Source organism: Pseudoalteromonas sp. Angola-4, assembly GCF_028599265.1.
Lineage (GTDB): Bacteria > Pseudomonadota > Gammaproteobacteria > Enterobacterales > Alteromonadaceae > Pseudoalteromonas > Pseudoalteromonas atlantica.
On the sequence record NZ_JAQREK010000003.1, the window covers coordinates 130,353 to 144,677 of the forward strand.

The 14,325-nt window shown below is 37.4% G+C and carries 10 protein-coding genes; 5 read left to right on the top strand and 5 right to left on the bottom strand.

The genetic code is table 11. The features are described 5' to 3' along the window. The first annotated feature begins 667 nt into the window (after window positions 1-667). Window positions 668-2,017: a class II 3-deoxy-7-phosphoheptulonate synthase gene (locus PSH48_RS05345; RefSeq protein ID WP_024032363.1), complete on the top strand. Its 1,350-nt coding sequence runs from the start codon at window positions 668-670 to the stop codon at window positions 2,015-2,017. A gap of 59 nt (window positions 2,018-2,076) precedes the next feature. Here the strand turns inward: PSH48_RS05345 and ppsR are convergent, their stop codons facing one another. Next, a complete protein-coding gene (gene ppsR, locus PSH48_RS05350; RefSeq protein ID WP_004586305.1) occupies window positions 2,077-2,886 on the bottom strand; it encodes a posphoenolpyruvate synthetase regulatory kinase/phosphorylase PpsR in 810 nt (269 codons plus the stop codon). Window positions 2,887-3,040: 154 nt separating this feature from the next. Here ppsR and ppsA point away from each other — a divergent pair, with 154 nt between their 5' ends. Continuing rightward, the gene (gene ppsA, locus PSH48_RS05355; protein ID WP_054981983.1) at window positions 3,041-5,416 is read left to right on the top strand and encodes a phosphoenolpyruvate synthase; all 2,376 of its coding nucleotides are present in this window, start codon (window positions 3,041-3,043) and stop codon (window positions 5,414-5,416) included. Window positions 5,417-5,481: 65 nt separating this feature from the next. On the opposite strand, the gene PSH48_RS05360 is transcribed toward ppsA, so the two are convergent. Continuing rightward, window positions 5,482-5,691 carry a PGPGW domain-containing protein gene (locus PSH48_RS05360; RefSeq protein ID WP_104644158.1) on the bottom strand — a complete coding sequence of 70 codons (210 nt, stop codon included), beginning with the start codon at window positions 5,689-5,691 and terminating at the stop codon, window positions 5,482-5,484. Between the two features lie 145 nt (window positions 5,692-5,836). On the opposite strand from PSH48_RS05360, the gene ydiJ reads away from it, so the two are divergent. Further along, window positions 5,837-8,884, top strand: coding sequence for a D-2-hydroxyglutarate dehydrogenase YdiJ (ydiJ, locus tag PSH48_RS05365; protein ID WP_273611062.1), 3,048 nt, complete (start codon window positions 5,837-5,839; stop codon window positions 8,882-8,884). Window positions 8,885-9,027: 143 nt separating this feature from the next. On the opposite strand, the gene PSH48_RS05370 is transcribed toward ydiJ, so the two are convergent. Beyond that, window positions 9,028-10,227 (bottom strand): cation:proton antiporter, encoded by a 1,200-nt coding sequence (locus PSH48_RS05370; protein ID WP_273611063.1) that lies wholly within the window; start codon window positions 10,225-10,227, stop codon window positions 9,028-9,030. Continuing rightward, window positions 10,227-11,438, bottom strand: a complete 1,212-nt coding sequence (locus tag PSH48_RS05375; protein WP_054981980.1) for a tyrosine-type recombinase/integrase — start codon at window positions 11,436-11,438, stop codon at window positions 10,227-10,229. The genes PSH48_RS05370 and PSH48_RS05375 overlap by 1 nt, the downstream gene beginning before the upstream one ends. 137 nt (window positions 11,439-11,575) lie before the next feature. On the opposite strand from PSH48_RS05375, the gene PSH48_RS05380 reads away from it, so the two are divergent. Both PSH48_RS05380 and PSH48_RS05385 read left to right on the top strand, forming a co-directional pair. Beyond that, entirely contained in the window at window positions 11,576-12,139 is a 564-nt protein-coding gene (locus PSH48_RS05380; RefSeq protein WP_273611064.1) for a YSC84-related protein, read from the top strand. A 169-nt stretch (window positions 12,140-12,308) separates the two neighbouring features. After that, window positions 12,309-13,286: a hypothetical protein gene (locus PSH48_RS05385; protein ID WP_273611065.1), complete on the top strand. Its 978-nt coding sequence runs from the start codon at window positions 12,309-12,311 to the stop codon at window positions 13,284-13,286. On the opposite strand, the gene PSH48_RS05390 is transcribed toward PSH48_RS05385, so the two are convergent. After that, complete coding sequence (locus PSH48_RS05390) at window positions 13,279-14,310, bottom strand: patatin-like phospholipase family protein (RefSeq protein ID WP_273611066.1); 1,032 nt, start codon at window positions 14,308-14,310, stop codon at window positions 13,279-13,281. The two genes, PSH48_RS05385 and PSH48_RS05390, sit on opposite strands and share 8 nt — an antisense overlap. Window positions 14,311-14,325: the final 15 nt, after the last annotated feature.

Sequence of the window (14,325 nt, forward strand, 5' to 3'; positions counted from 1 at the left end):
TAGTTATTGAGCCTTTAGTTTAAGGCCAGAAATCAATTTTTTGGTTCGCCACTTTAGATAGTGTTGGGCACTCATTGTATAATGCTTATAAGTGATACTTGTAATACAGCGCTAGGCCCCTGTGATGGGGAAGGCTGCTCTGTCAAGATGAAACTTAGTATTTAAAGTAGTCGTTCATACAGACTGTTTTTAGTAGCCCTAATTAGAGTACTGGCATCGTCTAACAACCTGATCACAGCTGTACAGAATAAAGTGGACTTATTACTATAGCCTTACATAACCCTGAATCACTTACCACACACTCAAGATAAATTCTAGCCACTTGATTGATTTAATTGAATCACCACTGTAAAGCTAAGATTACATTTAACCCACTTTAAGTATGATGTGTTCCTAATAAAACTGTTAACTTTAAGGCTTTGAATTCAATTTGGTTTGGGATGGTTAAAAAAACGCCTTCATATATTTAACTTATTGTATTTAAATAAAAATAGTAAAATTAAAACGCGCTTAAAACTAAGCATGAACAGCCTTAAAATCACAAATAACCTTATATATATTTAACTCATAACAAATTAGTTGGTAAATAGTGAATATAGTCCTTGAACTTAGGGCCATGCATACGTTAATTTCTTTATATCAGGTAAAGTAGGAATGAGGAAAGAACATGCAATCGTGGAACCCAAATAGCTGGAGAGAACTGCCAATACTGCAGCAGCCACAGTACCCAGATCAAGAAGAACTGAAAACAGTAGAAAGCCAGTTAAAGAGTGCTCCGCCACTTGTTTTTGCAGAAGAAACAAGAAGCCTCTTTAAGCAATTAGAAGATGTATGTGAAGGTCGTGCATTTTTACTTCAAGGTGGCGACTGTGCCGAATCATTTAGCGACTTTAATGCCGCTAATATTCGCGATACATTTAAAACCATTTTACAAATGGCTGTAGTTTTAACATACGGCGGTAAATGCCCAGTTGTTAAAATTGCACGTATGGCAGGTCAATACGCTAAACCACGCTCTGCAGATTTAGAAACTATTGACGGTGTATCTTTACCATCTTACCGTGGTGATATTGTAAATAGCTTTGAGTTTACAGAAGAAGCACGTATTCCCGATCCACAACGTTTAATGAAGGCATACCACAACAGTGCTGCTACATTAAACTTACTTCGTGCATTTGCACAAGGTGGCTTAGCAGATTTACACCAAGTGAATCGCTGGAACATGGGCTTTGTAGCCGCTAATCCGCAAAAAGAGCGATTCCAACAGCTTGCTGACAAAATTCAAGACGCACTTGAATTTATGGAAGTATGTGGCATTAATTCTACTATTGCGCCAAGCCTTAAAGAAACCGACTTATACACGTCTCACGAAGCGTTATTGCTAGGCTATGAAGAAGCACTAACTCGTCGCGATCACCTTTCAGGTGACTGGTACGACTGTTCTGCGCACTTTGTGTGGATTGGTGAGCGTACTCGTCAATTAGACCATGCACATATTGAGTTTTTCAAAGGCATTAAAAACCCTATTGGTGTTAAAGTTGGCCCAGGAATGGACCCAGATGACCTAATTCGTTTAATTGATGCAGTAAACCCAGATAACATTCCGGGTCGTTTAACGCTAATTACACGTATGGGTGCCGACGTACTGCCGGAAAAACTTCCAGCACTTGTAAGACGTGTTCAGCAAGAAGGCCGTAAAGTTATTTGGAGCTCGGATCCAATGCACGGTAACACTGAAAAAGCGACATCAGGCTATAAAACGCGTAGCTTCGATAATATCATGCGCGAAATTAGCCAGTTTTTTGCTGTACACAAAGCTGAAGGTTCATACGCAGGTGGTATCCACTTAGAAATGACTGGCCAGCACGTTACAGAGTGTACCGGTGGTGCATACGGTTTATCTGATGATGACCTAGCGCAACGTTACAAAACACAATGTGACCCGCGTCTAAATGCAGACCAAGTATTAGAAGTAGGCTTTTTAGTAGCTGATTTATTAAAAGACGCTCGTAAGTAATAAATATAAACTAAAGCCGCATATAGCGGCTTTTTTTAGCAAAACAGTAAATTAGTTGGTTAGTACTTACGTCGCTCAAGGTTACTGTCAATTAAGATTTTTGCAGATATTTCTTCTACAGAATGATGGGTAGAATTAAAGTATGCAATTTTATGTCGCTTATAAAGCATTTCAACTTCACGTACTTCAATTCGGCATTGTCTTATTGATGCGTATTTAGAATTTGCCATACGGCGATGCCTAATTGCAGCCAAACGCTCAGGGTCAATAGTTAACCCAAATAACTTATGTTTGTAAGGGAGTAAACATTTAGGTAGCCCCTCACTCTCTAAGTCGTCTTCAGTTATTGGGTAATTTGCAGCCTTAATGCCGTACTGTAAGGCTAAGTACAAGCTTGTTGGTGTTTTACCGCTTCTGCTAACACCTACTAAAATAATATCGGCTTCAGAAAAGTTTTTAATATTTCCGCCATCATCATTCATAAGGGCATAGTTAACCGCATCTATTCTAAAGTCATAACTTTTTTCATGAATAGAGTGGGTACGATGCATTTTTGGCACTGGCGCAACATTAAGCTCTTTTTCTATTTTTTCACTGTAAGTAGACAAAAAATCATACGCGATTGCATCGGCCGATTTAATAATTTCACTTAAGTTGTGATTTACGAAGGTAAAGAATACAAATGGCTTCTCACCTTCTTTTGCAGCAGTTGCGTTTATTAACGCTTTAATTTCATTTGCTTTTTCTTCTGTTTCTACAAAAGGAATAGTTTTATGATTAAATTCAACCGGAAATAACGACAAAGTCGCGTGACCAAACACTTCGGAGGTAATAGCAGTGCCGTCTGATATATAAAAAGCAGTTCTCATAGTTAACCTTTTTATTACGTTTAATCCCTAAAATGGCTTACTCACGGTTTACGTGAGGTCTAATGCCAGTGTAGAATGAAGGTGACCTTTATAAAAGGTTTTCTTTCTTAACTCTCACAGTTACAACTACAATTTGTTTTTTGGAGAAAGACCCGTGCAAGAATACGTTCTCTGGTATCAAGAGCTTGGTATGCAAGATGTTCCTCGTGTTGGCGGCAAAAATGCCTCACTGGGTGAAATGATTTCAAACCTCGCTAACGCAGGTGTACAGGTTCCGGGTGGTTTTGCCACTACAGCCGACGCTTTCAATGAGTTTTTAGAGCAATCTGGACTCAATGCAAAAATTCACGACATTTTAGATACGCTTGATGTTGATGATGTAAATACACTCGCTAAAGTCGGTGCCGATATCCGTCAATGGATTATCGATACCCCATTCCAACCTAACCTAGACCAAGCCATTCGCGACGCATACAGCCAACTTCATGGCGATACATCAGCCGATGTATCATTTGCAGTACGCTCATCAGCCACCGCTGAAGATATGCCAGATGCATCATTCGCAGGCCAACAAGAAACCTTCCTTAACGTTCGTGGTATCGACTCAGTGATGGTCGCTATTAAACACGTATTTGCTTCTTTATTTAACGACCGCGCCATATCGTACCGTGTTCACCAAGGTTACGATCACCGTGGTGTTGCACTATCTGCTGGTATTCAGCGTATGGTACGTTCAGATAAATCAGCATCAGGCGTTATGTTTAGTATTGATACAGAGTCTGGTTTTGAAGACGTTGTATTTGTTACTTCAAGCTACGGTTTAGGTGAAATGGTTGTACAGGGCGCAGTAAACCCTGATGAATTTTATGTTCATAAACCAACATTACAAAAAGGGTTGCCATCAGTAGTACGTCGTAATATTGGCTCAAAAGCCATTCAAATGATTTACTCAACAGATGAGGCACACGGCAAACAAGTAGAAATTGTTGACGTAGAGCCAAGCCTTTCAAACAAATTTTCAATTACAGATGAAGAAGTGCAAGAACTTGCAAAACAAGCTGTAATAATCGAAAAGCACTACGGTCGTCCTATGGACATCGAATGGGCAAAAGACGGAAACGATGGCAAATTGTACATAGTACAAGCGCGCCCAGAAACCGTTCGCTCAAACGAAGATGCCAATATTATGGAGCGTTTTCAATTAAATGGCACAAGCAATGTCATTGCTGAAGGCCGCGCAATTGGTCATAAAATTGGTAGTGGTGTTGTTCGTGTACTTGATTCAATTAAAGAAATGGACCAAGTACAAGAAGGCGACATTTTAGTTACCGACATGACCGACCCAGATTGGGAACCTATCATGAAGCGCGCCGCGGCTATTGTTACAAACCGTGGTGGGCGTACGTGTCACGCAGCAATCATAGCCCGTGAACTCGGTATTCCTGCGGTAGTTGGCTGTGGTAACGCAACCGATTTAATTAAAGCAGGCCAAGAAGTAACGGTATCATGTGCTGAAGGCGATACAGGTTACATCTACGAAGGTATTTTAGATTTTGAAATACTGACGTCGCGCGTTGATAAAATGCCAGAACTGCCAATGAAAGTGATGATGAACGTAGGTAATCCAGACCGCGCGTTTGACTTTGCACGTTTACCACATGCAGGTGTTGGCCTTGCCCGTGTTGAATTTGTAATTAACCGCATGATTGGTGTTCACCCTAAAGCGCTATTAAATTTTGATGCCCAATCACCTGCGTTACAAGCAGAAATTACCGACATTATTGCCGGATACGAATCACCGGTAGAGTTTTATATCTCTAAATTAGTAGAAGGTATTTCAACGCTAGGCTGTGCCTTTGCACCAGAGCGTGTAATTGTTCGTATGTCTGATTTTAAATCAAACGAATATGCAAACTTAGTAGGTGGTGAGCAGTACGAACCTGAAGAAGAAAACCCAATGATTGGTTTTCGTGGTGCTGCACGTTATATCTCTGAAGACTTCCGTGATTGTTTTGCCCTTGAGTGTGAAGCAATTAAACGCGTAAGAAACACGATGGGTATGACCAACATTGAAATCATGATCCCATTCGTACGTACCCTTGAAGAAGGTAAACGTGTTATCGAATTACTAGAAGAGCATGGCCTTAAACGTGGTGAAAATGGTCTAAAAGTAATCATGATGTGTGAGCTTCCTTCAAATGCATTACTTGCCGATGAATTTTTAGAGATGTTTGATGGTTTTTCTATCGGCTCTAACGATTTAACTCAGCTAACACTTGGCCTTGACCGTGACTCAGGCCTAATCGCACATCTATTTGATGAGCGTAATCCTGCGATTAAAAAGCTACTTTCTATGGCAATTAAAACCGCTAAAGAAAAGGGCAAGTATGTAGGTATTTGTGGTCAAGGTCCTTCAGATCATGAAGACTTTGCAGCATGGTTAGTAGAGCAGGGCATTGATTCTGTTTCACTAAATCCAGATACAGTACTAGAAACATGGTTATACCTAGCAGACAAACTTGCTAAGTAATCATCAATATCCGTAACAAATAAAAATGCCAGCTATTAAGCTGGCATTTTTGTATGTGGCATAATTTAGCGTGCTAATTTTTTATCTAAATAATTACACGATTTAGTTAAGGCTTTTTGGCAAAGCTTTAAATAATGCCTGGCTTTTGGGTAATAAAACGAAAAACACAGTAACCCCGCCATAAAAAATATCAGGGAGGGGCCTGGCACCAGAGAGAAAAACAACCCCAGCAAAATAAACAACACACCTATGATCTGTAATAGTAATTTTTTCATATAAACCTCTACACATTGGTTTAACTTGATTATAAATACAGAACCTCAAATTACGATAAAAAGAGTGTTACAAACTGTAAAATCTTCAATTTCTATTAGCCATCACCATGATATAATTACACAAATGCCTTAAATTATCGCCGTCATGATAGCAACAATTACACAGCAAGATGCAGCGACAGAGCTTGTCGCAAACTACTTAAGTACACTTAAAAATCAGGGATTTAGTGGAGACACCGATGCAAGCTATGCAACACGTTTAACCGCCTCTACTGATAACAGTATTTATCAGCAAATCCCACAAGGTGTTATTTTTCCTAAAACCGAAAAAGACATTCAACTGGCATTGCAAACAGCATCTCGCGACCCATTTTTGTCGCTTACTTTTGGCCCTCGTGGTGGTGGTACAGGTACTAATGGGCAATCACTCACACCAGGAATAGTGGTTGATTTGTCTCGCTACATGCGTGAAATACTCGAAATTAACGTTGAAGAAGGTTGGGTTAGAGTACAAACAGGTGTAATTAAAGATCAATTAAACGACTTTTTAAAACCGTACGGCTTTTTCTTCTCACCCGACTTATCGACCAGTAACCGAGCAACCATTGGCGGAATGATCAGTACAGATGCATCAGGTCAAGGTTCATTAGTGTACGGTAAAACCAGCGACCATGTTTTAGGACTTACTACCTATTTAGTCGATGGCAGCCCAATGGTGACATCACCAATAGACATAGAAAAAGCCAAAGTAATAGCCGAGCAAGAATCATTAATCGGTAGCCTTTACAAAACAGTATTGGAGATTTCTTTAAATGAGCGCCAAGCTATTTTAGACAAGTTTCCTCGCTTAAATCGCTTTTTAACAGGCTACGACCTAGAGCATGTGCTAAGTGATGACTTACAAACTTTTGATATGAGTAGGCTAATTACCGGTTCAGAAGGCTCACTTGGTATAGTTACTGAAGCTAAATTAAACTTAACTCCCATAGCCGAATTCAAAACACTGATAAATATTAAATACGACAGTTTTGATTCGGCACTTCGCCACTCTCCATTTTTAGTTGATGCGCGTGCAACATCGGTAGAAACAGTCGATAGCAAAGTATTAAACCTGGCTCGCGAAGATATTATTTGGCATTCAGTATCGGACTTAATAACCGATGTACCAAATAAAGATATGCAAGGACTCAACATGGTTGAGTTTAATGCAGTATCACCTGAAGATATAAAAGACAAAGTAAACACACTTTGCACATTATTAGATGAATGCGTAGCAAATCAAACCAATGGTGTCATTGGCTATCAATTAACCAGCAGTAAAAGTGACATTTTAAAAATTTATGCAATGCGTAAAAAATCTGTCGGATTACTCGGTAATGTTAAAGGCAGCCAAAAGCCATTGGCCTTTGCTGAGGATACCGCTGTACCGCCAGAAAACTTAGCCGACTACATTGTAGAATTTAGAGCATTACTCGATAGCCATAATTTACAATACGGTATGTTCGGCCATGTTGATGCGGGTGTTTTACATGTACGCCCGGCGCTAGATATGTGCGACCCAGAACAAGAAAAACTGCTTCGTAAAATTTCAGACGAAGTTGTAAAACTCACCGCTAAATACGGCGGCTTAATGTGGGGAGAACATGGTAAAGGTTACCGCAGTGAATACGGCCCTGAGTTTTTTGGCGAGCATTTATTTAAACAACTACGTAAAATAAAAACAGCGTTCGACCCTAATAACAGAATAAACCCTGGGAAAATATGTACTCCCATTGAAAGTGAGGACTCACTAGTTAGTGTAGATGGGCAAAAACGTTCGTACTTCGATAAGCAAATTTCTATCGATGTAAAAACAAGTTTTAACAATGCAATGACCTGTAATGGTAACGGGATTTGTTTTAACTACGACGAAAATTCTCCCATGTGTCCTTCATATAAAGTAACCGGCGATCGCAGGCATTCGCCAAAAGGCCGCGCAACATTAATGCGAGAATGGTTACGACTTCAAGAGTCAAAAAATGTAGATTTGCTCGAAGTAGAAAAAGAGCTTAACAAAGGCGAAGTTATTACCTGGTGGGAGCGTTTTGTTCATAGTCGTGAAAAAAATAAAGGTGTTTACGATTTTTCTCACGAAGTAAAAGAGTCAATGGATGAATGTTTAGCGTGTAAAGCGTGTACAACATCTTGCCCAATAAAAGTGGATGTACCTACTTTTAAAGCACGCTTTTTAAATTATTATCACAGTTATTACGCGCGCCCACTTAAAGATTATTTAGTCGCAAACATTGAAAGTTCGGCGCCTGTAATGTCTAAATTTGCACGCGTGATCAACCCAATTGTTAAAACAAACTTAGTAAGTAGTTTAATTAAAAAAACAGTAGGGTATGTGGATACACCCCAATTAAGTGTGCCTTCACTTGAAAAGCGCGTAGCAAAAGCACATAAATTTAATTTTGAATTATTAAATTCACTTTCAAGTGATGAACAAAATGACTATGTGCTAATAGTGCAAGACCCGTTTACCAGCTTTTACGAAGCCGAGTTAGTGCTAAGTTTTATAACACTTATCACCGCGCTGGGCAAAAAGCCGATGCTATTACCGTTTAAACCTAATGGTAAAGCCCAACACGTAAAAGGGTTTTTGCATGAGTTTAAAGTAACGGCAAAAAATGGCGCAGATTTTTTAAATAAACTCGCTGATATTAATTCGCCTTTGGTTGGTTTAGATGCATCGTTAGTTATGTGTTATCGCGATGAATACAATACCATTTTAGAAAATAATCGCGGCGAGTTTCATGTTCAACTTGCCCATGAATGGTTACAAACTCAATCGTTTAAATCTCTATCGGCTAAACAAAAAACTGATACTGAATTTACATTACTAAGCCACTGTACAGAAACAACCGCTTTACCAAAAGCGGCAAGTGTATGGAAAACAATTTTTACTGATATTGGTTTAACCCTAAATACAACCAATACCGGGTGTTGTGGCATGGCCGGTACTTATGGCCATGAAGCACAAAACCAAGAAAATTCCCGTGCACTGTACGAAATGAGTTGGAAACCAATAGTAGATAAAAATAAACCAGAGCAACTTTTATCTACCGGTTTTTCGTGTCGCAGCCAAGTAAAACGTTTTGAGCAATTTAAACCAAAGCACCCAATAGAGTTGCTCGCTCAGGTACTTAGCTAGTAAAAGTTAAAAATAAAAAAGGTGTAACTTAAAAATAAGTTACGCCTTTTTTATTAATACCAATTCGCTTAGTTAAGTGATTTATTTTAAAGCTAAAAAACGTGTTGATAGCAAAGCAATAAATTCGCTAATTTTTATAAACGCTATTTAGATTTTTTAACGAAGCTATCTGCAATTGGCTTTGTACTTATACCATGTATAAACACGCTAAATAAAATAGTGGTCATTGCAATAGTGGCAATATCGTATTTATTTTCTATTTGCGTGTCTATTACCATTAAAGTAAAAACAATAGATGCCAAACCACGTGGCCCAAACCATGCAAAAGTAAAACGTTCCTTCCAATTAAGTGCTGTAAATTGTAACGATAACATAACCGGAATTATTCTAATTAATGTAGTGCTTAGTAAGGCATACACAATTATATTTGTATTTAATTTGGGTATTACTAAATACGCACAAACAAATCCAAATAAACACCAAATCATTAACGATGTAAAATCAGCAATGTGCTCTGAATCTTCTATTAACTCAGCGCGAATGTCAGTTTTAGAAAATTTATCAAATAACAAACCCGCAATAAACACCGCTATAAACCCGCTGCCATGAAAATACTGTGTGATAGAAAACACCGCCATCGCAAAACCTAAAAGTAAAAATGGGCTGGTGCTTTTTGCAAAGTAATGGCGCTGCATTGCAAAATTTAATGCCGGAATAAATATCGCTATAGAAAAACCAGCAATCAATAATGCTAAGCCAAGCTCTCTTGAAAACACACCTAATGTATGTGAAGCAGTAATAGCAGAGTCAGGGTTTTTAGCTAATAAAATAAAAATTAAAAATATGGGTACACATAAGCCATCGTTTAATCCGCTTTCGGTATTTATACCTTCCCTGATTTTTTCGGGCACTTGTGTACTTTGCAATAACCCTTTACTCAAAGCTGCATCGGTTGGTGTAAGTATAATTGCCAGCAGTGCCGATTGAATTAACGACAACTCTGCAAATAAAAATAAGCTAACACCAATACCGCACAATAAAGTTAAGGGTAGGGCAACGAATAGTAATAGGCTAGGGTATTGAAAACTATGCCTCAATACACCTAACTTAGATTTAGCCGCATCAGAAAATAAAAATATACTTAGTGTTAGCTCTATCAGTGGTAATAAATAATCTATTCCTGTTTTTAGTTTTTCGCCTTCATTAGGAAGTAAAAACGCCAAAAACATGCCGCCAATAACAAAAAACATAGAGCCTGTTATTTCTGTGCGCTCTAACTGCCTTATTGAAATTGAATAAACTAAAAATAAAAAACCAATAAATGCTATTACTAAGTATTCCATTAAATTTTCCTTTTAACGCCTGATTTTGCTCGCTCTTTAATATTTGTTTGAATGTAAATTTGATCAGTTGTCGCAATTTTAGAATGGCCTAAATCTTCCGATAAATGTTTTAGCGGTCGAGTTTGCGCATCATGTGTTGCACCCGTGTGGCGAAGCCAATGGGCAGTGGCTGCTTCAAGTTGTTCAGCATCATCTTTAAACCCGTCATCAAGTAACGATTGCTGAGCTAAATCAAAACTTTGCTGCACTAAACGCCTAATTTGCCTAACCGTCATCCCACCTTGGCCACGAATTTTATGCACCAATGGCTCAGATTCATCAACGCGTGGTAGGGCGGGTAACCCTCTGTATAATCGGTAACGTTTTAAATACTCAACAAAATCATCACTTAACGTAACATCTCGCAGCTTATTACCTTTGCCCATAATACGTAAAAACCAAAAGCCGTCATTATCTTGCCAAAAGTGCGACATAACTGGCGACCACTGCGGGCGCTCTGATAATTCTGATATACGTAAATATAGCCCTTTTAAACACGCGAGCGTAAATAGGTTACGTTCAAGCTCTGGTTTTTTTTCACATAAATCGCGTGTTACGCCAAATACATATTCCCATTGTATGTCACTTAAAGTGTCTGGGATCTGAATTTGAGATTGAACTACTAAATAGGGGCTATTTTTTTTCACTACAGGCACAAAGTTAGCAAACGTTTTTTCTTCTAAAATAGAAAACTTATAAAATACATTTAGCGCAGTAAACATAGCCGCTAATGTTTGCTGGCTCGCGATTGACTCTTTTAATATAAAAGGGCGCCAATTTTGATTTAATCGACGAATACCTTGTTCATCTTTGTAACGCCATTGCACCGAAGTTGAAGCCCATTTTTTATCTGGCTCAGCCATAAAATCAACATACGCTTCAATGTCTTCGCGCTTTAAACTAAATACAGATTTTTCGGCAATTAGCCAAGACCACAAATAAAATCGTTCAAGCTCATTACGAAAACGATTAAATGTTGCCTCAGATTTTCGGCCGTACACATATAAAAATTGGTATAAAAATTTAAGATCGTCCTTTGATTCAGTTACAGTCAAGCCAACTTGCTGTATAAAGGATGCAAGTTCTGGGTATTCTGAGTTTAGAGTACCGTCGTCAAGATGAGCAATTTGGTATCTTAATTGTTTTAACGTATCAACTAAAGCAACAAGCATAATGTATAAATATTCAATAAAATAATAGACTTACAGCTTAACGTTAAAGTCCGATACTGTCTAGTATTGGACATAGTGAAAGTATATTTATTTATACATAGTTGTGTATTGGTATAAATCTTATTAAGGAAAGTTATATGAAAAAATTTATAGTGTTAGGCCTAGTTACAATAAGTGTATTACTAACAGGTTGTGCTACTACAGGTAGTGCTTCACCTAGCGAAAAACGTGCTTTAGTACAAAGCATGAAAAACAATACCCTCGACAAATTATACGCACAAAAACCCGATGTTAGAAAACAAATTGCCAATTCTGCCGGTTACGCCGTATTTGATAACGCAAACGTAAATGTAGTTTTAGCTAGTTTTGGTGGCGGGTACGGTGTAGTAAAAAATAACTTAACGGGTAAATCAACCTACATGAATATGGGTGAAGCCGGTTTAGGGCTTGGTTTAGGCGTTAAAGATTTTAACGTTGTTATGGTTTTTCATAACCAAGCGGCAGTAAATAGATTTATTGAACACGGTTGGGCCTTTGGCGGAAATGCAGATGCAGCAGCAAAATACGAAGATAAAGGTGGAGCACTGGTTGCAGAAGCCATTGCCGACCAAGTTACCGTATATTCTTTAACCGAAAATGGCCTTGCACTTCAAGCAGTACTAAAAGGCACTAAATTTTGGGTAGATTCTGAGCTAAATTAACACCTAATTACTCTCCTAAAAGCGGGCTGGTTTGTATAATCACGCTCGCTTTCTTATAAACCAGTTAATTTAACATAACGTAATTTATGGGTTGTTACTTAACATAGACTTCTTTCTCAATTCCTATAATATAATACTAATTAAATCGCCTTCTAACTCCTGTAGCCATATGACTCTAATTGATAAAAGTAAAAAGCATCACTTTATATCTCAAGCTGAGCAAAAGTTAAATGCTATTAACCCTAATGCTTGTAATAATTCAAATATGAAAATTTACAGTTTTAGTATTAAAGATAGAAATAATTATGAGCTTTCTCTAGGGAATAAAAAAGGTATAAAGATAAGCAACAACTTAAAAGATATAGATATTTTCAGCTTTGATATTTTGGATAATTCTCTTAGGTACAATTTCGAATCTTTATTTTATAAATACGAATCAGAGATACTGCAAAATACAAATTCATTACTTAAAAAGATATCTGAGGGTAATAGAAACGTCTCTATAGAAATTACTAACATATTTTTTACCAAATTTTTAAACTTCATAAGAAACCCACATTCAATCAAAAAAGTTCTTAATACTTTTTCTGATTTAAAATACCTTCAACCTCTAGACCCAGTAGAAAATTCAAAGTTTCAAAAAATACTTACCGGTAACCAACCTCATTCAACATATATCTGTAATTTATATAGCATAACTAATAAAGAATATCAGGATTGGCTTTCAATCATTTTTCTTTTACTAAACCCTGTTAATAATTCTGGCAGAGTTTTAATTGAAGATGTTGTTAAAGACTTGTTCGAAAGTAAAAATAACTTTTTATTCGTTTATGTTTACACTTATTCAGAAAAGACTTGTGCCTTATCTGATCGAGGCTTTAGTGAGCCTATTGCTAATAAAAAATCAATAAATTTTGATTTCAACTTAAGTTCAAATAGCTTTATTCGCTATATTTTTTCAGACATAGATATTTTAACCTCGAAAGACATTATTGATGTTCATAAGCGTATGAAAAAGACTGTGATATATAGTCCAATCCATAATGATTTGAATATACTGAAAAATTATAATCAATGTGTCGCTTATCAATGTTTTAATAGGATATATAATTCTGAAAGAGAATGTTATGGTTTAACTATTACCTAATATTGCCTTTATTTAGCTTGTTATCAAACGCTTCAGCCAACTTTTCAGTTTCACTGAAAACGGTATTCCAATATTTAATACGTGTGTCTGCATCAAGATCTGTAAAGTCGTTTCTGTCTGGAATTTTTCCGTAAGGTAAACCGGCTATAAATTCTTTTGATGGGGTGATCATCACCACGTTATCGTAATTTTGTGCTGCTACTTTACGTTTTAAATTTTTATCAAACCACCCTGCTTTTGGCTCGCTATTAAAATGCGGATATAAAATTAAGCCTGGGTTATTAATTTTTAAATCAAAGTGGTAGTCAATTATTCCGCCATCGCGATAAATACCGGGTGGCGAGCCTGCAATATTTTTTATGCCTTGCATAACAAGGGGTATAGAGCCTGATGCAAGTAAGGCATCTTTTAAATTTGTTTGGCTAAGTGGTATGTTTTGGGTTTTAAAATTATAACTGTCGGTTATTGATAAATTGCTGTTGGGTGCGCCAAAAATAAATCGCTCGTATTGCGAGCCTAATAATTTTCGGTTAACCCGATTAAGCATATAGCTTTTTGATAAACCTAAAAGCTGTATTAATTTATTTTCACTGGCAATAAAGCCATTCGATTTAGCCACTATAAAATGCGCTTTAAAAATAGGGTTATTTAAAATTTCGGTTACGCCGTGCTCACCAAATACATCATCTAATAATGCGCGGGCTTTTAGTGTAATTTCAGCAGGTGTTGGTTTATTACTAGAATAGCGCGTTTGCGAATACGATTTTGCTAAACGCTCAATGGCAGCAACGGGGTCGTTTTGTGCAAAACAGGCTGATCGAAATGCGCCAGCAGAAGAACCAATTAAGTTAAGTGGTTGGGTTCGGTTTTTAAAAAATTCACCAAAAATATATTTGTCTAAGCCAAATAATGTAAACCATTTAGGCCCGCCACTTGCCCCTAAAAAAGAAGTAAATAACTCGGGTTTAAAGCCCTGCTCGTTAATAATTTTTGCTGCTGTTTTACCTGCGTGAATGTTGATCATTAAATCAATTTACCT